Origin of the sequence: Billgrantia pellis, assembly GCF_008297955.1 — a bacterium.
GTDB classification, from domain to species: domain Bacteria; phylum Pseudomonadota; class Gammaproteobacteria; order Pseudomonadales; family Halomonadaceae; genus Halomonas; species Halomonas pellis.
Genome location: NZ_VTPY01000003.1, coordinates 33,115 through 57,080, shown reverse-complemented (window position 1 = coordinate 57,080; position 23,966 = coordinate 33,115). Strand labels below are relative to the sequence as shown.

The 23,966-nt window shown below is 64.6% G+C and carries 26 protein-coding genes; 14 read left to right on the top strand and 12 right to left on the bottom strand.

Annotation, left to right across the window (positions count from 1 at the left end; genetic code table 11):
• The first annotated feature begins 209 nt into the window (after window positions 1-209).
• From F0A17_RS06170 to F0A17_RS06160, 3 genes are read left to right on the top strand one after another with little or no spacing between them, the layout of a single operon-like run.
• A complete protein-coding gene (locus F0A17_RS06170; RefSeq protein ID WP_149327491.1) occupies window positions 210-1,025 on the top strand; it encodes an alpha/beta fold hydrolase in 816 nt (271 codons plus the stop codon).
• Window positions 1,022-1,888 (top strand): alpha/beta hydrolase, encoded by an 867-nt coding sequence (locus F0A17_RS06165; protein ID WP_149327490.1) that lies wholly within the window; start codon window positions 1,022-1,024, stop codon window positions 1,886-1,888. The genes F0A17_RS06170 and F0A17_RS06165 overlap by 4 nt, the downstream gene beginning before the upstream one ends.
• Window positions 1,889-1,897: 9 nt before the next feature.
• Window positions 1,898-2,944, top strand: coding sequence for a patatin-like phospholipase family protein (locus F0A17_RS06160; protein ID WP_149327489.1), 1,047 nt, complete (start codon window positions 1,898-1,900; stop codon window positions 2,942-2,944).
• Here F0A17_RS06160 and F0A17_RS06155 read toward each other — a convergent pair.
• Window positions 2,941-3,519, bottom strand: a complete 579-nt coding sequence (locus F0A17_RS06155; RefSeq protein ID WP_149327488.1) for a Smr/MutS family protein — start codon at window positions 3,517-3,519, stop codon at window positions 2,941-2,943. The genes F0A17_RS06160 and F0A17_RS06155 overlap by 4 nt on opposite strands.
• A 119-nt stretch (window positions 3,520-3,638) precedes the next feature.
• Here F0A17_RS06155 and prmB point away from each other — a divergent pair, with 119 nt between their 5' ends.
• The 5 genes from prmB (at window position 3,639) to phaC (ending at window position 8,712) form a co-directional block, all read left to right on the top strand.
• On the top strand, window positions 3,639-4,592 hold the full coding sequence (prmB, locus tag F0A17_RS06150) for a 50S ribosomal protein L3 N(5)-glutamine methyltransferase (protein ID WP_149327487.1): 954 nt from the start codon (window positions 3,639-3,641) through the stop codon (window positions 4,590-4,592).
• 33 nt (window positions 4,593-4,625) lie between these two features.
• Complete coding sequence (gene aroC / locus F0A17_RS06145; RefSeq protein WP_149327486.1) at window positions 4,626-5,711, top strand: chorismate synthase; 1,086 nt, start codon at window positions 4,626-4,628, stop codon at window positions 5,709-5,711.
• A gap of 50 nt (window positions 5,712-5,761) precedes the next feature.
• A complete protein-coding gene (locus F0A17_RS06140; protein ID WP_149327485.1) occupies window positions 5,762-6,157 on the top strand; it encodes a DUF6489 family protein in 396 nt (131 codons plus the stop codon).
• A 150-nt stretch (window positions 6,158-6,307) separates the two neighbouring features.
• Window positions 6,308-6,763 carry a phasin family protein gene (locus tag F0A17_RS06135; RefSeq protein WP_149327484.1) on the top strand — a complete coding sequence of 152 codons (456 nt, stop codon included), beginning with the start codon at window positions 6,308-6,310 and terminating at the stop codon, window positions 6,761-6,763.
• A gap of 110 nt (window positions 6,764-6,873) precedes the next feature.
• Entirely contained in the window at window positions 6,874-8,712 is a 1,839-nt protein-coding gene (gene phaC / locus F0A17_RS06130) for a class I poly(R)-hydroxyalkanoic acid synthase (protein WP_149327483.1), read from the top strand.
• Window positions 8,713-8,771: 59 nt separating this feature from the next.
• Here phaC and lnt read toward each other — a convergent pair whose 3' ends face one another.
• The 5 genes from lnt to miaB form a co-directional block, all read right to left on the bottom strand.
• Window positions 8,772-10,268: an apolipoprotein N-acyltransferase gene (gene lnt / locus F0A17_RS06125; RefSeq protein WP_149327482.1), complete on the bottom strand. Its 1,497-nt coding sequence runs from the start codon at window positions 10,266-10,268 to the stop codon at window positions 8,772-8,774.
• A gap of 30 nt (window positions 10,269-10,298) precedes the next feature.
• Window positions 10,299-11,174 (bottom strand): HlyC/CorC family transporter, encoded by an 876-nt coding sequence (locus F0A17_RS06120; RefSeq protein WP_149327481.1) that lies wholly within the window; start codon window positions 11,172-11,174, stop codon window positions 10,299-10,301.
• The gene (gene ybeY / locus F0A17_RS06115) at window positions 11,171-11,689 is read right to left on the bottom strand and encodes an rRNA maturation RNase YbeY (RefSeq protein WP_149327480.1); all 519 of its coding nucleotides are present in this window, start codon (window positions 11,687-11,689) and stop codon (window positions 11,171-11,173) included. Before ybeY ends, F0A17_RS06120 begins: the two co-directional genes overlap by 4 nt.
• The gene (locus F0A17_RS06110) at window positions 11,686-12,762 is read right to left on the bottom strand and encodes a PhoH family protein (RefSeq protein WP_149327479.1); all 1,077 of its coding nucleotides are present in this window, start codon (window positions 12,760-12,762) and stop codon (window positions 11,686-11,688) included. The genes ybeY and F0A17_RS06110 overlap by 4 nt, the downstream gene beginning before the upstream one ends.
• Window positions 12,763-12,892: 130 nt before the next feature.
• Window positions 12,893-14,236, bottom strand: a complete 1,344-nt coding sequence (gene miaB, locus F0A17_RS06105; protein WP_149327478.1) for a tRNA (N6-isopentenyl adenosine(37)-C2)-methylthiotransferase MiaB — start codon at window positions 14,234-14,236, stop codon at window positions 12,893-12,895.
• A 223-nt stretch (window positions 14,237-14,459) separates the two neighbouring features.
• Between miaB and F0A17_RS06100 the strand changes: the two genes are divergently transcribed.
• The 3 genes from F0A17_RS06100 (at window position 14,460) to F0A17_RS06090 (ending at window position 16,273) form a co-directional block, all read left to right on the top strand.
• Entirely contained in the window at window positions 14,460-14,789 is a 330-nt protein-coding gene (locus F0A17_RS06100) for a DUF1820 family protein (RefSeq protein WP_149327477.1), read from the top strand.
• A gap of 201 nt (window positions 14,790-14,990) precedes the next feature.
• Window positions 14,991-15,620 (top strand): TIGR04211 family SH3 domain-containing protein, encoded by a 630-nt coding sequence (locus F0A17_RS06095; RefSeq protein WP_149327476.1) that lies wholly within the window; start codon window positions 14,991-14,993, stop codon window positions 15,618-15,620.
• An 11-nt stretch (window positions 15,621-15,631) separates the two neighbouring features.
• Complete coding sequence (locus F0A17_RS06090; RefSeq protein WP_149327475.1) at window positions 15,632-16,273, top strand: thiopurine S-methyltransferase; 642 nt, start codon at window positions 15,632-15,634, stop codon at window positions 16,271-16,273.
• Between the two features lie 74 nt (window positions 16,274-16,347).
• Here F0A17_RS06090 and F0A17_RS06085 read toward each other — a convergent pair whose 3' ends face one another.
• On the bottom strand, window positions 16,348-16,938 hold the full coding sequence (locus tag F0A17_RS06085; RefSeq protein WP_149327474.1) for a YajG family lipoprotein: 591 nt from the start codon (window positions 16,936-16,938) through the stop codon (window positions 16,348-16,350).
• A gap of 167 nt (window positions 16,939-17,105) precedes the next feature.
• Here F0A17_RS06085 and F0A17_RS06080 point away from each other — a divergent pair, with 167 nt between their 5' ends.
• Complete coding sequence (locus tag F0A17_RS06080) at window positions 17,106-17,558, top strand: GNAT family N-acetyltransferase (RefSeq protein WP_149327473.1); 453 nt, start codon at window positions 17,106-17,108, stop codon at window positions 17,556-17,558.
• 12 nt (window positions 17,559-17,570) lie between these two features.
• Here F0A17_RS06080 and F0A17_RS06075 read toward each other — a convergent pair whose 3' ends face one another.
• From F0A17_RS06075 to cysP, 4 genes are read right to left on the bottom strand one after another with little or no spacing between them, the layout of a single operon-like run.
• Window positions 17,571-18,668, bottom strand: a complete 1,098-nt coding sequence (locus F0A17_RS06075) for a sulfate/molybdate ABC transporter ATP-binding protein (protein WP_149327472.1) — start codon at window positions 18,666-18,668, stop codon at window positions 17,571-17,573.
• The gene (cysW, locus tag F0A17_RS06070) at window positions 18,665-19,492 is read right to left on the bottom strand and encodes a sulfate ABC transporter permease subunit CysW (protein ID WP_149327471.1); all 828 of its coding nucleotides are present in this window, start codon (window positions 19,490-19,492) and stop codon (window positions 18,665-18,667) included. The genes F0A17_RS06075 and cysW overlap by 4 nt, the downstream gene beginning before the upstream one ends.
• Complete coding sequence (gene cysT / locus F0A17_RS06065) at window positions 19,492-20,355, bottom strand: sulfate ABC transporter permease subunit CysT (protein WP_149327470.1); 864 nt, start codon at window positions 20,353-20,355, stop codon at window positions 19,492-19,494. Before cysT ends, cysW begins: the two co-directional genes overlap by 1 nt.
• A 40-nt stretch (window positions 20,356-20,395) precedes the next feature.
• The gene (gene cysP / locus F0A17_RS06060; protein WP_149327469.1) at window positions 20,396-21,403 is read right to left on the bottom strand and encodes a thiosulfate ABC transporter substrate-binding protein CysP; all 1,008 of its coding nucleotides are present in this window, start codon (window positions 21,401-21,403) and stop codon (window positions 20,396-20,398) included.
• A gap of 181 nt (window positions 21,404-21,584) precedes the next feature.
• Between cysP and rpe the strand changes: the two genes are divergently transcribed.
• Both rpe and F0A17_RS06050 read left to right on the top strand, forming a co-directional pair.
• Complete coding sequence (gene rpe / locus F0A17_RS06055) at window positions 21,585-22,298, top strand: ribulose-phosphate 3-epimerase (RefSeq protein ID WP_149327468.1); 714 nt, start codon at window positions 21,585-21,587, stop codon at window positions 22,296-22,298.
• The gene (locus F0A17_RS06050) at window positions 22,295-22,573 is read left to right on the top strand and encodes a GIY-YIG nuclease family protein (RefSeq protein ID WP_267285431.1); all 279 of its coding nucleotides are present in this window, start codon (window positions 22,295-22,297) and stop codon (window positions 22,571-22,573) included. Before rpe ends, F0A17_RS06050 begins: the two co-directional genes overlap by 4 nt.
• Before the next feature lie 4 nt (window positions 22,574-22,577).
• Here F0A17_RS06050 and F0A17_RS06045 read toward each other — a convergent pair whose 3' ends face one another.
• Complete coding sequence (locus F0A17_RS06045) at window positions 22,578-23,876, bottom strand: NAD(P)/FAD-dependent oxidoreductase (RefSeq protein ID WP_149327467.1); 1,299 nt, start codon at window positions 23,874-23,876, stop codon at window positions 22,578-22,580.
• Window positions 23,877-23,966: the final 90 nt, after the last annotated feature.

Below are 23,966 nucleotides of genomic sequence, written 5' to 3'. Positions count from 1 at the left end.
GCCAACCATAGGCCGACGATGATCGCGGCTAACACAGTGGTCCAGAAGAGGCGGTTGCGCATGCGCGTGTCGCGGGGGGAATGAGGCATGTCAGGACTCCAGAATGAAGCGACCGGCATGGGCCGGAGGTCGACTTGGCGAAATAGGGTAAACCCGTTAGCCTGCTATCGCCACTGGCGAGCCGCCTCGCCCTCAACCGGAATCCCGTCATGAACGACAGTGCGACTCTTCGACGACCGCGACTCGTTTTCGCCCATGCCAACGGCTTCCCTGGCATGAGCTATCGCAGCCTCCTGGCCCCGCTGCACGAACGCTTCGACATCTACCCGCTCGATCGGTTGGGCCATCACCCCGACTATCCCGTCGGCCCCAACTGGCTGGCGCTTCGCGACGAGCTGCTCGAGTACGTGACGAGTGACGAGGGGCCAGTCATCGGCGTCGGGCACTCCATGGGCGGCGTGCTGATGGCCATGGCGGCGGAACACGCCCCGCATCGGTTCCGCTGTGTGGTGATGCTCGATCCGCCGCTGATGCTGGGTCTCGATGCCTGGAGCATGAAGGTGGCCAAGCGATGTGGCTTCGTGGATCGGGTGACCCCGGCAGGCAAGAGCAAGAGGCGGCGCGCGGCGTGGCCCGACCGCGATGCCATGGCCAACCACCTGCGCCGACGGGGTCTGTTTCGCCGCTTTACTCCCGAGGCTTTACACGACTACGTCGAGGGCGGGACCCGGCTGCGCGACGATGGCACCGCCGAGCTGATCTACGACCCAGCGATCGAAACCGAGATATTCCGCCACCTGCCCGATCACTTGACCCGGCTGCCGCGACGCTTGCGCGTACCGTTCGGCGTGCTGGCCGGCAGCGACTCCGACCTGATCACGGCAAAACGGCGCCGGCGCCTGGCCGCCCACGGCATTCCGCTGGCATTGGTGCCGGGCACCCACATGTTTCCCATGGAGCACCCCGAGGCGACACGCCAGGCCCTGCTGGACATGCTCGATGACCTGCTGGAGGGCAAGCCATGAGCGAAGCGCGTGCGCTGTCACTGGCCGGGGGGCGCCTGGCGGCGCTCGCCTGGGGCGAGGAGAGGGCACCGACCTGGCTGGCGCTTCACGGCTGGCTGGACAATGCGGCGAGCTTCACCCGATTGGCGCCGTTGCTCGTCGATCGCCTCGACATCCGAATCGTGGCCATCGACTTTGCCGGGCATGGCCATTCCGCCCATCGCGAAGGCGACTACGCACTATGGGATTACTGCCATGATTTGCTCGATGCTGCCGATGAGCTGGGCCTCGAAAGGGCGTCGCTGTTGGCTCACTCCATGGGCGCAGGAGTGGCGTGCCTGACCGCGGCGGCCCTGCCGGAGCGGATCGCGAGGCTGGTGCTGATCGACGGCCTGGGGGCCGTCACCACCCCGGCCGAGGAGAGCGCTGAGCAGCTGCGCAAGGGCCTGCGCGCGGCGCGTCGTCGGCGCTCGTCGGCGCCGCGCTATCCCGATGGCAACACCGCCGTGGCCGCTCGCGTGGCGGGCGGGGTGACACCTATCGATGCGGCGACCGCAACGCCGCTGGTAGAGCGCAATCTGCTGTACGAAGCCGACGGGCATGTGAGGCTGCGTACCGATGGCCGCTTGCTGTGGCCGTCGCCGGTACGGCTGACACCGGAGCAGGCCCTGGCGCTATTGGGCGCCATCCGTGCTCCGGCGCTGCTGATCGAGGGGGAGGACGGTATCCTGGGCGAACGCGACAGGGCACGCGCCGCCCGGGCAGCGGTATCGGACCTGTCGCGCCGAGTGCTGCCGGGCGGGCATCATGTGCATCTGGAGCCGAACGGGGCGGCGGCGGTGGCGGAAGCGATCGTCGCCTGGACGAAGTCGGCGCAGCACTGAGGAGACGGCATGAGCGACAAACGGGCGAGGGAACGGGGCAAGCGCGTGGCGCTGACGTTGGGGAGCGGCGGGGCGCGCGGCTATGCCCATATCGGCGTGATCGAAGTGCTGGAGGCGCGGGGCTACGAGATCGTCGCCATCTCCGGTTGTTCGATGGGTTCCGTTATCGGAGGTGTCTACGCCGCGGGTCAGCTCGAGGCTTACCGCGACTGGGTCTGTCGGCTCGCCTATCTCGACGTGCTCAAGCTGGTCGACGTCACCTGGAGCCCGATGGGAGCCATTCGCGCGAGCAAGGTGATGAGCAAGTTGGAGGAACTGATCGGCAATGTCCTCATCGAGGATCTGCCGATTCCCTTGACGGCCGTTGCCACCGACCTGGCCCGCCAGCGCGAGGTATGGTTCCAGTCAGGCCCGCTGCTGCGCGCGATCCGCGCTTCCATCGCCATTCCGGGAGTCATCACCCCGGTGCATATCGGCGAGCAGACCCTGGTGGATGGCGGCTTGCTGAACCCGCTGCCGATCACGCCGACCGTCTCGTCGCACGCCGACCTCGTGCTGGCGGTCAATGTGACGGCCCATAGTGCTCATCCGGTGGCGTTGAACGATTTGCTGCCCGACGACGAGCGGGAGCCGGACAGTGACGAGGCAGAACCGAGGGGGAGCTGGATGGATGTCCGCGGGGCCACCCGCAGATTGTGGGAAGGGTTCGGAAGCGGCGATGCCAGCGACGCCGGCAACCCCGTGAGGCCGGCCGGCAGCCGACGGGCCTGGGGGCGGCTGGACATGATCCTGGCCTCGTTCGATATCACCCAGGCGTCGCTCGCCAAGTACAAGATTGCGGGGTACCCTCCCGATATTCTGGTCGAGGTGCCCAAGACGGTCTGTGGCGCCTTCGAGTTCCACCGTGCCGACGCGTTGATTCGCCTGGGGCGGCATCTCGCCATGGAAGCGCTGGATCGCTACGAAGGACGCAGCCACAGCGGTGGCGGCGGCAGCGGAGCGTCGATAGCCGAGCCTCCACAAATGCCGGCCGAGCGCAATTCGGGCGAGGACTAGGCGTTCAGCCCGCGTCGACGCAGCAGCACGTAGACGGCGCCGGTGCCGCCGTCGAACTCTTGGGCCGAGCAAAAGGCCAGCACCATGGGCCACTCCCGCAGCCAGGCGTTGACATGGCTCTTGATCACCGGATAGTCCGCCGTGCTGCCCCATGCCTTGCCATGCACCACCAGCACGCAGCGCATGCGACTGGCAGCGGCTTCATGCAGGAAACGCTCGAGTTCCAGGCGTGCCTCATCGAGGGTATGGCCATGCAGATCGAGGCCCGCCTCCCAGGCGATCTGGCCGCGCTTTAGCTGGCTGCGGGCACGGTAGGGCAGGTCGGGCAGGGCGAAATCGAGGAATTCGGAAGGCCGTACCGGTTCGACCCGCCCGTCGCTGGTGCGACTGGAGGTATCGGCACCATCGGCGGCGACTGCCGCTGCGCGCCGCTCCGCTGCCGCAGGGTCGCGGCGGCGAGACCGCCCGGGGTCGGCGCGATTGACGGCGATGGGACGCACACCGGCCTCACGCAGCGCCCGGCGAAAGGCGTTGACGTCGTCATCGGTGTCGTCGGGCGGGCGGCGTCGGTTCATGCAGGGCTCATGCGCTAGGGTCGAGCGGCCAGTATAGCGATATGGGCGTGGCTGTGAACCGCCTGCCGCCGCGGGTACAATCTAGGATACCGTTTCGTAACCGACTCCGCAGGACTCCCGTGGCCAACTCCGCTCCCGTTTCCCGCTCGACGCTGATTCTCGATGACGAGGCGTTATGTCGCGATCTCATCACACTGCGCGACCTCCTGCGCTGGGCCGCCAGCGAATTCCACCAGGCGGGCCTGTCTCATGGCCATGGTACCGACTCGCCCTGGGATGAGGCGGTCGCCCTCACACTGGGCGCCTTGCATCTGCCGTGGGATGTCGATCCGGCGGTGCTCGATGCCAGGCTGCTTCCCATGGAACGGGCGCGCATCGTTGCGTTGGTGCGCGAGCGTATCACCACCCGGCGGCCGTTGCCGTATCTGCTGGGCGAGGCGTTCTTCGCCGGTTTTCCGTTCGATGTCGACGAGCGCGTGCTAATTCCGCGCTCGCCCATCGCCGAGCTGGTCGAGACGGGATTCGTCGCCTGGTTCCCCGAGGAACCGCCGGCACGAGTGCTCGACCTGTGCACGGGCTCGGGCTGCATCGGCATCGCCACGGCACTGTACCTGTCCGGTGGCGAGGTGGATCTCGCCGATATCAGCGCCGACGCCCTGGCGGTGGCGAAGCAGAACATCCAGCGACACGACGTCGGCCTCCGGGTGCGGGCGGTGCTCTCCGACCTGTTCGCAGGCCTGGCGGGGCAGCGCTACGACCTGATCGTCTCCAACCCGCCCTACGTGGATGCCCGCGATCTCGCCACCATGCCGGCCGAGTACCGCCACGAGCCCGAGCTGGCGCTGGGAGCCGGAGCGGACGGCCTGGATATCGTGCGTCGCATCCTGCGTGAGGCCCGCGACCATCTCACCGACGACGGCGTGCTGATTGTCGAGGTGGGAAACTCCGACCGCCACTTGGAGGCCGCTTTTCCCGAGGTGCCGTTCCTGTGGCTCGACTTCGAGCGTGGCGGCCAGGGCGTGTTCGCTCTGACCGCCACGGAACTCGACGCCCATGCGGCGTCCTTCGCCTGATTCTCGAACCGATACCCATCAGGAGGCACGCCCATGTCCGGCAATACGTTCGGCAAACTGTTCACCGTTACCACCTTCGGCGAGAGTCACGGTCCGGCGCTTGGTGCCATCGTCGACGGCTGTCCGCCGGGGTTGGCGCTCAGCGAGGCGGAGCTTCAGCGCGATCTGGATCGCCGCCGTCCCGGGACCTCGCGTCATACGACCCAACGGCGCGAACCCGACCAGGTACGCATTCTTTCCGGTGTCTTCGAAGGGGTGACCACCGGCACGGCCATCGGTCTGCTGATCGAGAACACCGACCAGCGCTCCAAGGATTATTCCGAGATCAAGGATCGCTTTCGTCCCGCGCATGCCGATTACACCTATCACCACAAGTATGGGCTTCGCGACTATCGCGGCGGAGGCCGCTCCAGCGCCCGTGAAACCGCCATGCGAGTGGCCGCCGGCGCCATCGCCAAGCAGTACCTGGCCACCCAGGGCATTCGGGTGCGCGGCTACATGAGTCAGCTCGGTCCGCTCGAGATCGACTTCAAGAGCTGGGCGGCGGTGGACGATAACGCCTTCTTCTGCCCCGATCCGGAGCGCGTCCCGGAACTCGAGGCCTTCATGGACCGGCTGCGCCGTGACCAGGATTCGGTGGGCGCGAAGATCACGGTGGTCGCCGAAGGGCTTCCGCCGGGGCTGGGGGAGCCGGTGTTCGATCGTCTCGACGCCGACCTGGCCCACGGCCTGATGAGCATCAATGCGGTCAAGGGCGTGGAGATCGGCGACGGCTTCGCCGCGGTGGCAAGTCGCGGTAGCGAGCATCGCGACGAGATGACGCCGGAGGGTTTCCTTTCCAACCACGCCGGCGGCGTGCTCGGCGGCATCTCTTCCGGCCAACCGCTGATCGCCCATCTGGCGCTCAAGCCCACATCCAGCATCACCATTCCCGGGCGCAGCATCGATGTCCGCGGGAATCCGGTCGAAGTCATCACCAAGGGGCGTCACGATCCCTGCGTGGGCATTCGAGCCACGCCGATCGCCGAAGCGATGATGGCGCTGACACTGATGGACCACCTGTTACGCCATCGGGCGCAGAATCCGGATGTGCATGTGGATACGCCAATGCTGCGTTGAGACTGGTGCCGAATTGCTACACTGAAGGGACACTCAAGCTAGGTATCGCCATGAAGATCAACGTCGAGTTCGACCTGACACCCGAGGAGTTCCGCCGTTCGCTGGGCCTGCCCGATATCGAGGCGTTCCAGCAGGAGTTGCTGAACCGCATTCAGAAGCAGATGGAGTCCGGAGTGGAGGGGTACGACCCCATGAGCCTGATGCAGCCTTTTCTGCAGCAGGGCCTGCCCCAGGGGATGAGCCAGGGGCTTTCACAGGGGCTGGCCAGCTTCGGCACCTATCAGCAGATGATGCTGGATATGCTGCGTCAGGCCGGCAGCCGGATGGGCAAGCCTCGGGAGTCGGACGAAACCGGCGCATCGGAGGAGGTGTCGGGAAGCCGGGCGAAGTCGGAGAACCCGACTCGAGCGGCCAGCGCGCGTTCACGCTCACAGCGAGGCGAATGAACGGTATCGGGCGCCACCTTGCCTGGGTGAAAGAACATTGCAGGGCGAGCCTGTGCAGGCTACGCTTTGTGCGGTGCAGCATACGGGTCGCGCACACGGCCGCGCGGCGCCCTGCGCCCGCATGTTCCCGGTCCAAAGGAGGTCAACCCCATGCAGGACAATATGCTCGACAGCTTCAACCAGCAGACGCGCCAGTTCTTCGAACCGATGCGCAAGCTGAACTCGCTGATGCTAGGCAACATGGAAAAGATGACCGAGTACCAGCTCGAGGCGATGAAGCGCTATAGCCAGATGGGCGCCGAACGCATGCGTCGCGCTGCGGAGATCCAGGACGCTCGTGACTTGCAGGCCTTCGGGGCGAAGCAGGCCGAGATGATGAGCGAACTCTCGCGACAGATGATGGAGGACGCCCAGGCACTGGGCGAGATGAGCCAACAGTTCCGTACCGAGCTGGAACAGCTGTTCGGTGAAGTCAGCCAACAGATCACCGAGCGGACCCAGGAGGCCGGCGAGGCGGCCAAGACAACCGCGGCGACGGCCGAGTCACCGGCAACCAAGACCGAGGCGCCGGCCAAGGCCACTAGCCAGGCGTCGCGCAAGAGCTGAGCAAAGCGCCCGCCAACCGGCGGGCATGACCGTCGCCACGGGCTCGTGTCGAGTCTCGTGGCGGCGGTGGGTTGATTGCCGCGACGAATCGCAGAAGAGGAGAGGGGCCAATGCAGTCAGGGGTCGAGGGTCTGTCCCAGGTCGAACTGGACGAATGGAACGAGCAGCTTCAGGAGATCGGCCAGCATTATCAGGCCCTGCTGCAAGAATTGCTCGAACGCATGGCACCCGATGCGGCTGCCGACTCTATCCAGGCCGACATGCGAGAGGCCTTCCAGGCCGGCGCCGAGGCATTGATGCGCAACCCGCAATTGCTCTGGCAGACCCAGGCGCGGCTGATCCAGGATCAATACCAACTCTGGCAGCAGGGGCTGAGCGCCATGGCGGGCGAGACGATCGAACCCTTGGTGAAAGCCGCCAAGGGTGACCGCCGCTTCAAGGACGAGGCTTGGCAGGAGGAGCCCTATTATCGGGCCATCATGCAGCAGTACCTGCTATTCGCCGGGGCGGTGGAGGAACTGATCGATCGGCTGGAGGGGCTACCCGAGCAGCAGAAGCGCAACCTGGGGTTCTACGCCCGGCAATGGGTCAACGCCATGGCACCGACCAACTTCATCGCCACCAACCCCGAGGTCATGCGTCGAACCCTGGAGACCCGCGGCCAGAACCTGATCGAGGGGCTGGCTCAACTGCGTCGCGACCTGGCGAATTCCGCCGATGGCCTCAACGTGGCCATGACCGATCGCAGCGTCTTCGAAGTAGGACGCAACATCGCCGTCACCCCCGGCTACGTGATCTATGAAAACGAACTCATCCAACTGATCCAGTACACGCCGACCACCGAGAAAGTGTACAAGACGCCCCTGCTCATCGTGCCGCCGTGGATCAACAAGTACTACATACTCGATCTTCGTCAGGACAATTCCTTCGTCAAGTGGCTGGTGGACCAAGGACATACCGTCTTCCTGATCTCCTGGCGCAACCCCGGCCCCGAGCAACGTGACCTGACTTGGGCCGATTACATGCAGATGGGCCCGATCGCCGCCATGGAGGTCGTCGAGCAGGCCTGCGGCGAGAAGTCCGTGAACCTGGTCAGCTATTGCATCGGCGGGACCCTGGCGGCTTCCACCATGGCCTATCTCACCAGCACACGTCGCGGTCGCAAGGTCAGGTCGGTGACCTACATGGCCACGCTGCAGGACTTTCGCGATCCTGGCGAGCTCGGCGTACTGCTCAGCGAACCGATCCTGCAGGGCATCGAGGCCCGGATGGAGCAGGACGGCTACCTGGACGGTCGCTCGATGGCCTATACCTTCAACCTGCTGCGCGAGAACGATCTGTTCTGGTCGTTCTACGTCAATAACTACCTGAAGGGCGAGAACCCGGCCGCCTTCGATCTGCTTTACTGGAACACCGACGGTACCAACCTGCCGGCCGGCACTCATGGCTGGTATCTGCGTCACATGTATCTGGAGAATCGTCTGGTGGAGCCCGGCGGCATCGAGCTCGATGGCGTCAGGATCGATCTGCGCAAGATCTCGACCCCGAGCTACTTCGTCTCCACCCGCGAGGACCATATCGCCAAGTGGAACAGCACCTACTACGGGGCCTTGCTGCCCAAGGGGCCGGTGACCTTCGTGCTCGGTGGATCCGGCCATATCGCCGGCATCGTCAACCCGCCGCACAAGAACAAGTATGGCTACTGGACCAATGATAAGTTGCCGGAAGATCACGAGGCGTGGTTGGAAGGTGCCGAATTCCACGACGGCTCATGGTGGCCGCACTGGCAGCGCTGGATGACCGAAGGAGGGTACGCCGATACCGGCAGGATGGTGCCCGCCCGTCAACCGGGAGAAGGGGAGCTGCCACGGCTGGAAGAGGCACCGGGGCGCTACGTACGCATGACCATCCCCGAAGTGCTGGGCGAGGTGGTGGCAAAGGTGAGTTGAAGCCTCCTTCCGTACGAGTACGTCGAGGCCCGCCGATGCGGGCCTCGTTGCGTCGTGAGTCAGGGCGGGGCGTCGTCGCCGGCCAGAGCCCGGCGCCGCCGAGGCGAGCGCAGGCCGGGCAGCAGCAGCAGACCGGCGAGCAGCCAGACGGGCCAGCTGCCGGTACGAGTAAAAGGAGTCAAGCCTTGCATCGGCACGGCCTCGGCGCGTAGGGCCACGGTCTCGAATTGTGGGGCGCGAGCGACGATGCGGCCTTGGGGATCGATGACCGCGGTGACGCCGTTGTTGGTGGCGCGAATTACGTAGCGACCGTTCTCCAAGGCACGTAGGCGTGCCATCTGCAAGTGCTGCAGCGGTCCGATCGACTCGCCGAACCAAGTGTCGTTGGACACCGTCAGCAGCAGCTCGGCCTTGCGCGCCCGTTCGGCTACCAGGTCGGCATAGATGATCTCGTAGCAGATGGCATTGCCGATAGGGATGCCGGCGGCGTGAATCGGCGGCTGACCCGAGGGCCCTGGCGTCATGGCCGGCATCGGCAGGTCGAAGAAGGCGATGGTGCCGCGCAGCCAGCGCTCAAGAGGGAGGTACTCGCCGAAGGGTACCAAGTGCGCCTTGCGGTATCCGCCTTCGGCGTTGCCCAGTCCGATCACGCTGTTGTAATAGAGACCTCGTCCTTCGCGTTGCAGGATTCCGGTGAGCAGGGCGCCATCCGGCTCGAGGTGGGCCTGAGCCCTGGCCAGCAGCGGCTCGGCCTCATCCTCGAACATCGGCAGGGCGGCCTCCGGCCAGACGATCAGATCGGCGCCTTCGGCGTGTTCACGGGTCATTTCCAGATAGGTATTGGCGGCGGTTCGCTGGCCTTCAGGGGTCCACTTGATCAATTGCGGCAGGTCGCCTTGCAGTAGCGTCACGCGCAGCGGATCGCCCGCTGGCTGGGTCCAGTTCCCAGGTAACGCCAGGGGGGCCAGCCAGAGGGCTGCTACCGGAGCCGCCGTCCACCAACGACGCCGCAGGAACTCCACCCCCAGCGTACCCGAGAGCACGATGATCAACGACAACGCATATACGCCACCGATGGGCGCCCACGCGGCAAGCGGCGAATCGACATGAGCGCTACCCAGCAGCAGCCAGGGGAAACCGGTGAACAGCCAGGTGCGCAGCCATTCGCCCAGCACCCAGGCGCCGGCGAAGGTGAGAAAGGCCAGGCGTGGGCCGCACACCAGGCGATAGAGCCACAGCGTGGCGGCCATGAAGAGCGCCATGGCGCAGACGAACAGGCCGGTCAGGAACACCGCCAAGGGAACGCCGGTATAGCCATAATCGTGAATCGAGACGTAAACCCAAGAGGCGCCGGAACCGAACAGCCCGACGCCATAGCACCAGCCCAGCAGCATCGCCTGACGAGGCGAGAGAGACTGCACGACCCAATAGATCAGCCCCGCCGCCAGCGGCCCCAGCCACCACAGCTCGTAGGGTGACGCGGTCAGCGTAGTGAGCACTCCGGCAACCAGCGCGGTCAGATAGCCGATGGCCGGGGAGATGGGGGGCTGAGTCATGCTTGCCGTTTCCTTGCGCTGACGCTTCGTTCAATCGTCGTGCGGGAGCGATGCGTCGGAGGGGGTGGCTTCGAGCAACCGGATTCGCCGATTGTCGGCGTTTAGTACGGTGAACCGCCAGCCGCCGAGTTCCGTATGTTCGCCGCGACCGGGCAGGTGACCGAAGCGCTGCATCACGAGACCGCCGACGGTATCGAACTCCTCATCGGAGAAGCGCGTGTCGAAGCGCTCATTGAAATCCTCGATCGGCGTCAGGGCGCGGATGGCATAACGACCTTCGCCCAGGTCGCGAATATCGTCGTCTTCTTCGGTGTCATGCTCGTCCTCGATGTCGCCAACGATCTGCTCGAGGATATCCTCGATGGTGACGATGCCCGCCGTGCCGCCGTACTCGTCGACCACCACCGCCATATGGTTGTGGGTGTCGCGAAACTCCTTGAGCAGGCTGTTGAGACGCTTGGATTCGGGAACGAACATCGCCGGGCGAAGGACATCCTCGAGGCGAAAGCGCTCGCGCTCCTCGGCGGGGCGATTGAGCAATTGCAGCAGATCCTTGACCAACAGCAGGCCCTTGACCTCGTCCAGGTTCTCGCCGATCACGGGGTAGCGGGAGTGACCGGTTTCATGGATCAGAGCCAGATACTCTTCGGGGGGCTGGTCGACGGCGATGGCGGCCACCTGGGAGCGTGGGATCAGGACTTCGCGAACTTGCTGGTCGCTGATTTGCAGGGCGCCCTCGATGATCATGATGGCGTCCTGTTCCAGCTTGAGACGCGTTGCCGCTTCACGCAGGAACTCCATGAGTTCTTCCCGCGAGCTGGGGCTATCGGTGTCACCCGAGAGGGCGCCGAGCAGCTTGTCGAGCCAGGACCTGCTGCCCTGGCTGGTCGTTCGGTCGTCACTCATGGATCGCGTCTCTCGTCCTGATGGTTTTCTTGTACGTCGGCGTCACCCGTGAGCGGCGCGTAGGGGTCGGCGATGGCGAAATCCGTCAGGATCTCGCGTTCGAGCTGTTCCATGGTATCCGCTTCGTCCTCCTCCAGATGATCGTAGCCGAGCAGATGCAGGGTGCCATGCACGACGAGATGAGCGTAATGGTCCTGCAGGTGCTTATCCTGTTCCCTTGCCTCACGCACAATCACGGGATGACACAGAACCAGGTCGCCCAGGAGCGGTAGCGCGATACCCGGCGGGCCGTCGAAGGGGAAGGAGAGCACATTGGTGGGACGATCACGGCCACGGTAGTCGCGATTGAGCGCCTGGCCCTCTTCGGTATCGACGAAGCGTACGGTGATCTCGTGGCGTGTCTCCTCGGGGAAGCGTGCCAGTACGGCGACCACCCAAGCCTCGAGATCGGCCCGGCTCGGCAGGTCGGTGGCCTCACAGGCCACCTGTCGGTCTATCTCGGCGGCCGCCTTCATGTCTCGCTGTCGCCCCGATGGCGCTCCCGCTCCTGACGCAGGGCTTCACGCTCGCGTTCACGGGCCTCGCGACGGGCTCGCTCCTGCACTTCCTGCTCGGCCTCGAAGCTCTCGTAGGCCTCGATGATGCGCTGTACCAGTGGGTGGCGCACCACGTCCTTTGCGGCGAAGTGGGTCACGCCGATGCCGGGAGTGCCGCGGAGCACCTCGAGAACCTGAATCAGGCCGGAGCTCTGGCCGCGGGGTAGATCCACCTGGGTGACGTCGCCGGTGATCACCGCCGTGGAACCGAAACCGATGCGGGTCAGGAACATCTTCATCTGCTCGCGCGTGGTGTTCTGGCTCTCGTCGAGGATGATGAAAGCGTTGTTCAGGGTGCGCCCACGCATGTAGGCCAGTGGGGCGATCTCAATGACCTGGCGCTCGATTAGCTTGCCGACCTGCTCGAAGCCGAGCATCTCATAGAGAGCGTCGTAGAGCGGGCGCAGATAGGGGTCGATCTTCTGTGCCAGGTCGCCGGGCAGGAAACCGAGCTTTTCGCCGGCCTCCACGGCGGGGCGTACCAGCAGGATGCGACGTACCTCCTGCTGATTGAGCGCTTCCACTGCGGCGGCCACGGCCAGGTAGGTCTTGCCGGTACCGGCCGGTCCGATGCCGAAGTTGATATCGTGCTGGCGAATGCTGGTGACGTAGTTCTGCTGGTTCTGCCCGCGCGGCTTGATCAACACCTTTGGGGTGCGCAGCAGTACCTCGTCGTCACCTGGGCCCTCCTCCTCGTCAAGCGCCTCGCGGCCCGACTCTTGCAAAAAGAGATGCACGGTATCCGGGGACAGGTCGCTGGCCTCGGCCTCGCGATAGAGATGCTCCAGCACGTTGGCCGCCGCCTTGACCCGGTGACCGGGACCGGCCAACTGAAAGACGTTGCCGCGGTTGCGCAGGGTGACGCCGAGCCGCGACTCGACCAGCTTGAGGTGCTCGTCCCGCTGGCCGCAGAGGTTGGCGAGACGCTGTGGATCATTGGGCTCGAGGCTCAATGTGATGATGCGGTTGGCCTGTGAGGCGTGCTGACTCAAAGTGGCGAAATCCCTGCGTTGCGTGTATGGGCACTCAGCTTAATGCCCCGCCTCCTGGCGGGGCAATCCTTCCAGCGCCGCGCTACGCCCGTTGGCAAAGGGCCCATCGGTCGCCTGGCGTCTCTTGCCCTCAGTGTAGCGCTGGTGCGGCCAGCTCGCCGCGTAGCGAATTGGGCAGTGCCTCGGTGACGGTCACGTCGACGAAGTGGCCGATCAGCTCGGTGGGGTTGGCGGCGCGGAAGTTGACCACGCGGTTGTTCTCGGTACGTCCCGACAGCTGTCCCGGATCCTTGGGAGCGAAGCCGGTGACCAGGATGCGCTGGGTGGTTCCCACCATGCGTCGTGAGATCTGCATCGCCTGTTGGTTGATGCGCTCCTGCAGGATCGCCAGGCGTTGCTTCTTGACGCTCTCCGGGGTGATGTCTTCCAGTGCGGAGGCGGGTGTCCCGGGGCGTGCCGAATAGACGAAGCTGAACGAGTGGTCGAAGCCGATGCGATGAATCAGATCCATGGTCGCTTCGAAGTCCTCCTGCGACTCGCCGGGAAAGCCGACGATGAAATCCGAAGAGAAGCTGATGTCGGGGCGCAGCGCGCGGATGCGTTCCATCTTCGCCACGTATTCTTCGGCGGTGTGGCCACGCTTCATGGCTGCCAGGATCCGGTCGGAGCCGGATTGCACCGGCAGGTGGAGATGGCTGACCAACTCGGGGATCTCGCCGAAGGCTTCGATCAGGCTGTCGGAGAATTCCACGGGGTGCGAAGTGGTGAAGCGAATGCGGTCGATTCCCTCGACCGCTGCCACGCAGGCGATCAGCTCGGCAAGGTCGATTTCGTCGCCCAGCCGGTTCTCGCCGCGATAGGCATTGACGTTCTGCCCCAGCAGATTGATTTCGCGCACGCCCTGCCCGGCCAGATGGATCACTTCGTCCATTACCGCCTCGAAGGGGCGCGAGACCTCCTCGCCGCGAGTGTACGGTACCACGCAGAACGTGCAGTACTTTGAGCAGCCCTCCATCACCGAGACGAAAGCAGTGGCGCCGTCGGAACTCGGCTTGGGGAGGTGATCGAACTTCTCGATCTCGGGAAACGTGACATCGACGACCGAAATCTGATCCTGGCGACGGGCGTCGAGCATCGCCGGCACCCGGTGCAGGGTCTGCGGGCCGAAGACCATATCCACGTAGGGGGCGCGCTTGCGCAGCGCCTCGCCCTCCTGGCTGGCCACACAGCCTCCTACGCCGATCACCAGATCGGGGTTGGCTTCCTTGAGCTTCTTCCAGCGGCCGAGCTGGTGGAAGACTTTCTCTTGCGCCTTTTCACGAATCGAGCAGGTGTTGAGCAGGATGACGTCGGCATCGCCTTCGTCATCGGTCAACTCGAGCTGGTGCGATTCGCCGAGCAGATCCGCCATGCGGGCGGAGTCGTACTCGTTCATCTGGCAGCCATGAGTCTTGATGAAGAGTTTCTTCGCCATAAGGATAGGGTCGGTCGTCCGACGCGTGCGTCACCGGTGAGTGGAGTGTCGCGGGAATGGGCTCTCGTAGCCGTTCTCGAAGATCACGACATTATACGGAAGCGCATGCGATGGGGCCAGTGGGGGCGTCGCGCCCGGTGTGGACTGTGATACGCTTGCTCCCTGGCGTGCGCTCCGGTCGGAGCGGCGAGTAGGCAATCGAACGTTGAGGATGTCAGGCCTTATGGCGGCCAAGCCAATCTATCGGGTGGTATTCCATCAGCAGGGCGAAGTCTGGGAGCTCTACGCCCGTGAGATCTTCCAAAGTGAACTCTGGGGCTTCATCGAGGTCGAGGAATTCGTCTTCGAGGATGGATCGAAGCTGGTCGTCGACCCGTCGGCCGACAGGCTGCGGCATACCTTCGATGGCGTTAAGCGCAGCTATCTGCCTCTCAATGCCATCGTTCGCATCGATGAGGTGGAGCGCGAGGGGCCGGCGCGTGCTGTGAAGAGCGAAGGGCGCGTGGCCGAGTTTCCGCGCGGCCCGATGCCGCCCCCGAAGAGCGAGCGCTGAGCGGGCACCGATCGGCGCTCACGATCTGGTCAGGAAGCGACCACCCGACACGAGCCCGCATCGGGCCTCTCACGGCGGCGCCTTTCCAGCGGTTTTCCCGGGGCTTATCCACAGAAGCTGTGGATAGGCCGCTGAACGTCAACGTCAGCGCAGTGCGGCATGCGAGAGTGTCGCGCGTGGATCAACAGCCAGGACAACGGCATGACGATGCATCGGATCAAATTTATCTTGGCAGGCGTGTCGCTGGGCCTCATGGCCCTGCCGCTTCACGCCCAGCAGAGTGGCGACAACACTCATTGGGTCTCCGAAGAGCTGACCACTTATGTGCGCAGCGGGCCGACCGACGGTTACCGCATCGTGGGCACACTGACCGCCGGTGAGCCGGTGACGGTGCTCGAGGTGAGCGGCGACTACAGCCGGGTCGAGGATGCCGAGGGCGATCGGGTGTGGGTGCTCAGCGACGAACTGCAGGAGACCCCCAGCGCCCGCGAGCAGTTACCGCGCTTGCAGAACCAGGTGGCCGAGCTGGAAGCGGAACTGGACGGCATTAACGAGACCTGGGAAGGGCGGGTCTCGGCCATGACCGAGACGCTCGAAGCGCGTGAACGGCGTATCGCCGAACTGGAAGAGCGTAATCATCAGCTCGACAGCGAGGCCGACCAGTCGCAACGCACCATACGCCAGTTGCAGGCACGCCTGGATACGCAGGAGGAAGACCTGTTGATGCGCTATTTTATGTATGGCGGCGGTGTGGCCGGTGCCGGCCTGCTGGTGGGGTTGATCATTCCTCATTTGCCGCGCCGGAAGCGCAAGCGCGACCGCTGGTTCTGACGGAGGCCTGCATGGTGCATGAATGGCTCGACCGCTGGCGGGAAGGGCGCATTGGCTTTCATCGTCCCGAGGCGCATCCGGCTTTGGTCCGTTACTGGCCGCAGCTCGGCGTGCGGGCCGGAACCAAGGTGCTCGTACCGCTTTGCGGCAAGAGCCTTGACATGCGCTGGCTAGCGAGCCACGACCATCCGGTGCTCGGCATCGAGCTGGCGGAAGAAGCGATCGAGCAGTTCGTTGCCGAAGGGGGGGGCAGCGTCTCGCGTTACCGGCAAGGGCCATTCGAGGTTTGCCGACAAGGCAGCGTGGAGCTTTGGCATGGTGACTTCTTCCACTTCCACATCGATCAAGCCGCCGAGATCGGGGCCTTCTACGATCGGGCGGCGCTAATCGCGCTGCCGCCTGCGACACGCCAGCGCTACGCTTTCCATCTAGCCCAACTGACGCCTCCCGGTGCCAGGGGGCTAGTGGTTGCGCTAACCCGGGCGCCTGGCGATGAGGCGGCGGGGCCACCCTTCCATGTGCCGGCCGAGGAGGTGCGCGAGCTGTTCGAACCCAATTTTCAGCTCACCCACCTGGAGGATGACGAAGCGGAGGGGGAGAGCGGCTTTCGTGAGAGCATCTGGGCCATGGTGCGCCGAGGGCCATCGACCTGAGCCGCGCCTGCGTTCGTCTCGCTCTTGCTTGTGGCGCGTCCCGGCTCGGCGGTCCATCACGCCGTTGGCACGGTTCAGCGGGCCAGCAGTCGTCCCAGCTCCGGATCGCTGAAGGCGCGGTCCAGGGCGTCGCTGATCAGGTCGTTGAGCATGCGCGTGTTCGCGTCGCGATCGGGGCGTACCGCATAGCTCTGGGTGCGGCGCGACGTGTAGGTGCCGGTGTAGGTGGTGCCCTGGTTGACCACCTTGACCTCGAGAATCGCCTTGAGGCGGGCTTCATCGATGACCGGACGGCTCTCTCCACGCTCATAGCCCAGGTGCAGTAGGGATACGGTCAGGCTGGGGCGGCCATTGGCGGGTTCGACGATGGGCGAGAAGCCCATGTCGCGCACGGCGCGCTCGGCTTCGCGCTGCAGTTGCGGTACCAGCTCGTGGGCATTGACGGTAATGACCGCGGTGGACATGGCGCTGCCGCTGCGAGTACCGATGACGTCGTCATCGCGCTCATCGGTGGCCGCCACGGTAACGGCCTCGCCATTGCCGAATTGATCGACCGGTGTGCTGCGCTGAGGGTTGAGCTGCAGGTAGTGAGGGCTGGCGCAGCCGGCCAGCAGGCTGGCGGCGAGCAGGACGGCACCGGCACACAGGACATGGCGTCGATTCATTCTGTTTCCCCAAAGGCGTATACGAGCTGTTGGCGGCATGCGATGCGGCACCCTGGGCGCCTGCTTGCGGCCGAGGCCAGTATATCGGCTGCCGGCGGGTGGCGACAGCGTTGCGCCGAAACCGACGCGAGCGGTTACAATCGAACTCTACGCACGGGAGACGCCACATGATACGAACCGCCAACCCGAACGACATTCCTCAGCTCGTCGATATCTGGCTGCGCGCCTCGATGCTGGCCCACGACTTCATTCCCGCCGATTTCTGGCGGGCGCGGGCCCAGGACATGGCTCAGCGATATCTGCCGAGTGCCGAGATCCATGTGCTCGAGGTCGCCGAGCGGATGATCGGCTTCGCCGCACTCAACGAGGATCATCTGGAGGCGCTGTTCATCGACCCCGAGGTCCAGAGTTTCGGTCATGGCACCCATCTGATGGCGCATGCGATGAAGCTGCGCGAGCGTATCACGCTGTGCGTCTATTCCCGTAATGTGCGTGCCGTCTCCTTCTACCGACGCCTGGGGTTCCAGGTCGTGGAGGAGCGATTGGAACCACTCAGCGGCGAGAACGAAACTCTGATGCTTTGGGCGCAGCGGCAGGAAGGCGCAGCGGGCCAGGCGTAGCCGAGCGCCCGCTCAACTCACGGACTCTGCCGTTCTCGATGGCAGCCTGTCCCGCTCGGCGGGAAAACGGTGCCAGCGGCGGGGCAGGACGTAAAGGCCCGCGCCGCGGGTGAGCGCCAGCCGCTCGTAATCGGCATGGCTCACCGTGGCGAGCCAGGGCTCGCCCAGCCAGTCGGCCTCCAGTTCCACACGCACCTCGGCACCCACCGGCGATATGGCCGTTACGGTGACCGGCAGCTGAGCGCCGTGCCTGGGGCGCTCCGCCAGCTCGATCTCATGGGGCCGCAGTAGCAATTCTTCGGGGCCATCGGTCAGATCCACCGCCAAGTGCGCATTGCCGCAAGTCAGCACGCCATCGCGCACCGTACCTTCAAGATGGTTGACGTCGCCCAGAAACTCGAACACAAAGCGGTTGGCTGGGTGGCGATAGAGCTCATGGGGAGTATCGATCTGCTCGATGCGTCCATTGCTCATCACCACCACGCGATCAGAGAGTTCCAGCGCCTCCTCTTGGTCATGCGTGACGAACAGGCTGGTGAAGTGGAGTTCGTCGTGCAGGTGGCGTAGCCAGCGGCGCAGCTCCTGGCGCACCTTGGCGTCGAGCGCGCCGAAGGGCTCATCGAGCAGCAGCACGTCGGGGCGCAGGGCCAGGGCACGCGCCAGGGAGACGCGCTGCTGCTGACCGCCGGAGAGCTGGGCCGGGTAGCGCTGGGCCATATGCTCGAGCTTGACCATCTCCAGCAGGCGATGCACCCGGCGGCGAATCTCGCCGCTAGAGGGGCGCTGCTTGCGCGGCAGCACGGTGAGGCCGAAGGCCACGTTGTCGAACACCGTCATGTGACGGAACAGCGCGTAGTGCTGGAACACGAAGCCGATACGTCGATCGCGCACGTGCAGGTGGGTCACGTCGCGGTCGCCGAACAGGATGCGCCCGCCGGGCTCGCGATCGGCCGTCTCCAGTCCGGCAATGATACGCAGCAGGGTGGTCTTGCCGGAACCCGAAGGGCCGAGCAGCCCCACCAGCTCGCCTTCGGCGATGTCCAGATCGACCGGCTCCAGCGCTTGGGTCCTGCCGAAGTGCTTGCCGATATGTTGAAGGCGGATGCTCATGCGTGAACCTCCCGGCGCGCGGCGCGCCATTCCAGGCTGGCCTTGGCGGCCAGCGTGAGCAGGGCGATGAGGGCCAGCAGCGATGCGCTGGCGAAGGCGCCCACGGTGTTGTAGTCCTGGTAGAGCTGCTCGAGGTGCAGCGGCAAGGTGTTGGTCTGTCCGCGAATGGCGCCGGAGACCACCGAGACGGCGCCGAATTCGCCCACTGCCCTGGCGTTGGTCAGGATCACACCGTAGAGCAGTGCCCAGCGGATGTTGGGCAGCGTCACCCGACGAAAGATGGTCCAGCCGGGGGCGCCAAGGGTCACGGCCGCCTCCTCCTCGCGGGAACCCTGGGCCTGCATCAGCGGAATCAGCTCGCGGGCGACGAAGGGGCAGGTGACGAAGATGGTGACCAGCAGGATGCCGGGCCAGGCGAACATCAGTTGGATGTCGTAGCTGTCGAGCCAACTCCCGAGCCAGCCGTTGCGTCCGTAGAGCAGCAGGTAAACCAGGCCCGCCACCACCGGAGAGACAGCGAAGGGGATGTCGATCAGTGTCTGCAGGATGCGCCGTCCCGGGAAGCGGAAGCGGGTCACCAGCCAGGCCAGCGCCACGCCGAATACCAGGCACACAGGAATCGTCAGCACGGCAATAAACAGCGTCAGTTGGATCGCTGCCAGCGTGTACTGGTTGGAAATATTGGCCCAGAACACGTCGACGCCACGCGCAAAGGCCTGGAGGAAGATGGCCACCAGCGGCAGCAGCAGGAACAGTGCCGCTAGCAGCACGGCGGCAGCGATCAACAGGCGCCTGACGGTGGGAGCGTCACCGATTCGCTGCATCAGCCGTTTCCTCCATGCAGGCGCTTGATGAAGCGGCCTTGCCAGATATTGATGACGAGCAGCAAGGCAAGCGAAGCGAACAGTACCACCGAGGCGATGGCCGAAGCGCCGACATAGTCATACTCCTGCAGCCGCACGAAGATCATCAGCGCGGTGATTTCGGTCTCGTAGGGCATATTGCCGGCGATGAAAATGATCGCGCCGAACTCGCCAAGCGAGCGCACGAAGGCAAGGCCGGTGCCGGTCATTAGCGCCGGCCACAGGTGCGGCAGAATCACTCGGCGAAAGCCGGTGACATCCGACGCGCCAAGCGTCAGGGCCGCCTCGTCCATCTCGTGAGGCATGTCCTCGAGCACCGGCTGCACCGTGCGTACCACGAAGGGAATGCTGGTGAAGGCCATGGCCAGGGCGATGCCGACCCAGGTGTAGGCCACCTGGAAGCCCAGCGGTTCGAGCAACTGCCCCATCCAGCCGTTGCTGGAGTAGAGCGTGGCCAAGGTAATGCCCGCCACCGCGGTGGGCAGAGCGAAGGGCAGGTCCATCAGCGCATCGAGCAAGCGCTTGCCCGGAAACTCGTAACGTACCAGCACCCACGCTAGCAACAGGCCGAAGGCGGCATTGACGATGGCCGCCACGGCGGCGGCGCCAATGGTCACTCCATAGCTTGCCACTACCCGTTCGTCGGTGACGATGGTCCAGTACTCGGCCAGGCTGAGTCCCGCCAGTTGACCGAACAGGCCGGTCAGCGGCAGCAACAGCATCAGCGAAACGAAGGTCAAGCTGATGCCGAGTGACAAACCGAAACCCGGCAGCACCCGCTTGGGGGTGCTGCCAAGGCCGATGGCGAAGGAACGGGTGCTCATGAAGCCTCGCTCTTGGCGTGTATCTCGGCCGCTGTGGCCATCAGCGGCGCTGCAGCTCATCGAGCAAACCGCCACTGCCGAAGTGCACGTCCATCACTTCGTCCCAGCTACCGCCGATCTCCTCGACGGTCAGCAGCTCGGTCTCGGGAAAGCGGTCGGCAAATTCCTCGACGACCGCCTCGTGGTGCACGCGGTAGTTGAAGCCGGCCAGCATACGCTGCGCCTCCTCGCTATAGAGATATTCCAGGTAGGCTCTGGCTAGGTCCTGGTTGCCGTTGCGTTCGGCATTGGCCTCGACCATGGCGACCGGGAACTCCGCCAGGACGCTGACCGGTGGCACGATCACTTCATAGTCGTCGCTGCCGTACTCCTGGCGAATGTTGTTGACCTCCGACTCGAAGCTGATCAGCACGTCGCCGATGCCGCGCTCGATGAAACTGGTGGTAGCGCCGCGGCCGCCGGTGTCGAATACCGCCACGTTGCGCAAGAAGGTGCGCATGAAATCGTGAACCTGTTCTTCGTCGCCATCGAACTGCTGGTCGGCGAAGCCCCATGCGGCGAGGTAGGTATAGCGTCCGTTGCCGGAGGTCTTGGGGTTGGGGAAGACCATCTTGACGTCTTCACGCACCAGGTCGTCCCAGCTCTCGATGCCCTTCGGGTTGTCCTTGCGTACCAGGAAGGCAGTGGTGGAGTAGTAGGGCGAGGCGTTGTTCGGTAATTGCTGTTGCCAGTCCTCTGCGACCAGGCCGGCATCGGCCAGCACCTGCACGTCGGTGACCTGGTTGTAAGTGACGACGTCAGCGCGCAGCCCCTGCAGGATCGCGCGGGCCTGGGCCGAGGAGCCGCCATGGGATTGCTGGATCTCGATCTCCTCGCCATTCTCTGCCTGCCAGTGGGCGATGAACTCAGGATTGATCGCGGCGAACAGCTCGCGGGCGATGTCATAGGAGGAGTTGAGCAGTTCGCGATCGGCAGCCAGCGCCGGTGTCGCCAGGCCGATGCCCAGAGCAGTGGCAATCAGGGTGCGACGAAGGGTATGGAATCGCATTCGATGTCTCCGACGAAGGGAACTTGATCACAAGAGTAAGGTTGCTATTGTGGAATTACAATCCGTATTTTTATTCTTTTTTAATCTATGTGTCGTTTGGTGGTGAAAGCAGTGTCTGCCCGGGGCAGGCCGGTCTGGTAACATGTCGCTTCTTCTTTCCGTGCCATGGTTGGTACCTCCAATGAGCGACACGCGCCGAGACTTCCTGATTGCCCCTTCGATCCTCTCCGCCGATTTCGCCCGCCTGGGTGAAGAGGTGGACAACGTGCTGGCCTCCGGCGCCGATATCGTCCACTTCGACGTTATGGACAACCACTACGTGCCCAACCTGACCATCGGACCGATGGTCTGCCAGGCGCTACGCAAGCATGGTGTCACCGCACCGATCGATGCCCATCTGATGGTCAAGCCGGTAGATCGGTTGATCGATGATTTCATCGAGGCGGGAGCCACCTACATTACCTTCCACCCGGAGGCCTCCGAGCATATCGATCGCTCGCTGCAACTGATCCGTGCCGGTGGTTGCAAGGCGGGGTTGGTATTCAATCCGGCCACGCCGCTCTCCTACCTCGATTACGTGATGGACAAGGTCGACATGATCCTGCTGATGAGCGTCAACCCCGGGTTCGGTGGGCAAGCCTTCATTCCGGGGACGCTGGACAAGCTGCGTGAAGCCCGTCGCCGCATCGACGCCTCGGGATACGAGATTCGCCTCGAGATCGATGGCGGGGTAAAGGTCGACAACATCGCCGAGATCGCGCGGGCCGGCGCCGATACCTTCGTCGCCGGCTCGGCCGTATTCGGTGCGACGAGCGAAGCCGACCCGCACCGTTACGACAGTGTGCTGCGCGCCTTTCGTGAGCAGCTTGCCACGGTGGAGGTCGGTGAGCCGTGAGTGGTGCGGCCCCGCTGTGGCATCTCTACATGATCGAGACGGCCCGCGGCGCCCTCTATACCGGCATTACCACGAATGTCGAGCGGCGCTTCGCCGAGCACCGCGCCGGCCGCGGTGCCAAGGCATTGCGCGGGCGCGGGCCGCTGACACTGGTGCATCACGAGCTGGTGGGTAGCCATGGACAAGCGCTGCGCCTGGAGGCCGAACTCAAGCGACTATCGGCGCCACGCAAGCGGGCCTGGTTGACGCAACGCGGCGTCCAAGCCCGCCAATAAGCCCTCAATGGAGTTTCATGCGCGGGCGAATGAAGCGATTCAGGCCATCCGCCAGCAGGATCAGACCGGTCTTGACGGTACCGTGAACGGCGCGTTGGTGCATGCGGTAGAGCGAAGCATAGAAGAATTTGGCGAGCTGGCCTTCGACGAACAGGCTGCGCGCCGAGGCGCCGCGCATCAAGCTGCCGATCGCTTCGAAGTGCGCCAGCGAGATGAGCGAGCCACGGTCGCGGTAGCGAAACGGCTTGAGTTCACCACCTTCGAGACGGGCGAGCAGGTTGCGATAGAGTCGCTGGGCCTGCTGGTGGGCGGCCTGGGCGCGCGGCGGCACCGGCGTGCCGTCCGGCTGCGGGCAGCTGGCACAGTCGCCGAAGGCGAAGATATGCGGATCGTCGACGCTTTGGAGGTTGGGCTCGACCCGGATGCGCTGGTTGCGGTCGAGAGTCAGCCCGAGGTCGGCGAGCACATCGGGGGCCTTGATGCCGGCCGCCCAGACGTTGAGGTTGGTGTCGATGCGCCGCTCGTCGGCGGTCATGATGCCATCCTGATCGACGCATACCACTCGTGTGCCGGTATGCACCGACACGCCCAGTCGCTCCAGTTCCTTGCGCACGGCGGTACGGATTCGCTCGGGCAGGGCCGGCAGCACGTCCGGCGCCGCCTCGATCAGGTGAACCTCGAGCTGTCCGCTGTCCATGTCGGTGAAGCCGTAGCTATGCAGCATGCGAGATGCGTCGTAGAGCTCCGCCGCCAGCTCCACGCCGGTGGCTCCGGCTCCCACGATGCCCACGGTGAGTCGGGGATGACTACGCCGTTCGGCGTCGCTGAAGCGCAGAAAGGTGTTGAGCATGTCACGTCGGAAGGCTTCCGCCTGGGCGGGGCTATCGAGAAAATGGCAATGTTCGGCGACCCCTGGAGTGCCGAAATCGTTGCTGACGCTGCCCAGCGACAGCACCAGCAGGTCGTAGTCGATGGAACGGGCCGGCAGCACCTCGTCGCCATGTTCATCGATGACGGGGGCGAGGCGCAGCTGACGCCGTTCCCGGTCCAGCGCTTCGAGCGTGCCACGTTGAAAGCGGTAGCCATTGTCCCGGGCATGGCCCTGGTAGGAAATTTCATCGAGCCCTGAATCCAGCGCTCCGGTGGCTACCTCATGTAGCAGCGGTTTCCAGATGTGCGTCGGGTTGCGATCGATCAGTGTCACCTCGGCTCGGCCGCGACGCCCCAGTCGGCGTCCCAGGCGCGTCACCAGTTCTAGACCGCCGGCGCCGCCGCCGATCACCACGATCCGCTGTTTGTTCATACCCGCTCCTCAAGAAGTTATGCGGCCCCCAGCATAAGCGGTGTGGCGTTTCCTGCCTACGGCGTTTGCGGCACAATGGGAACACGATGA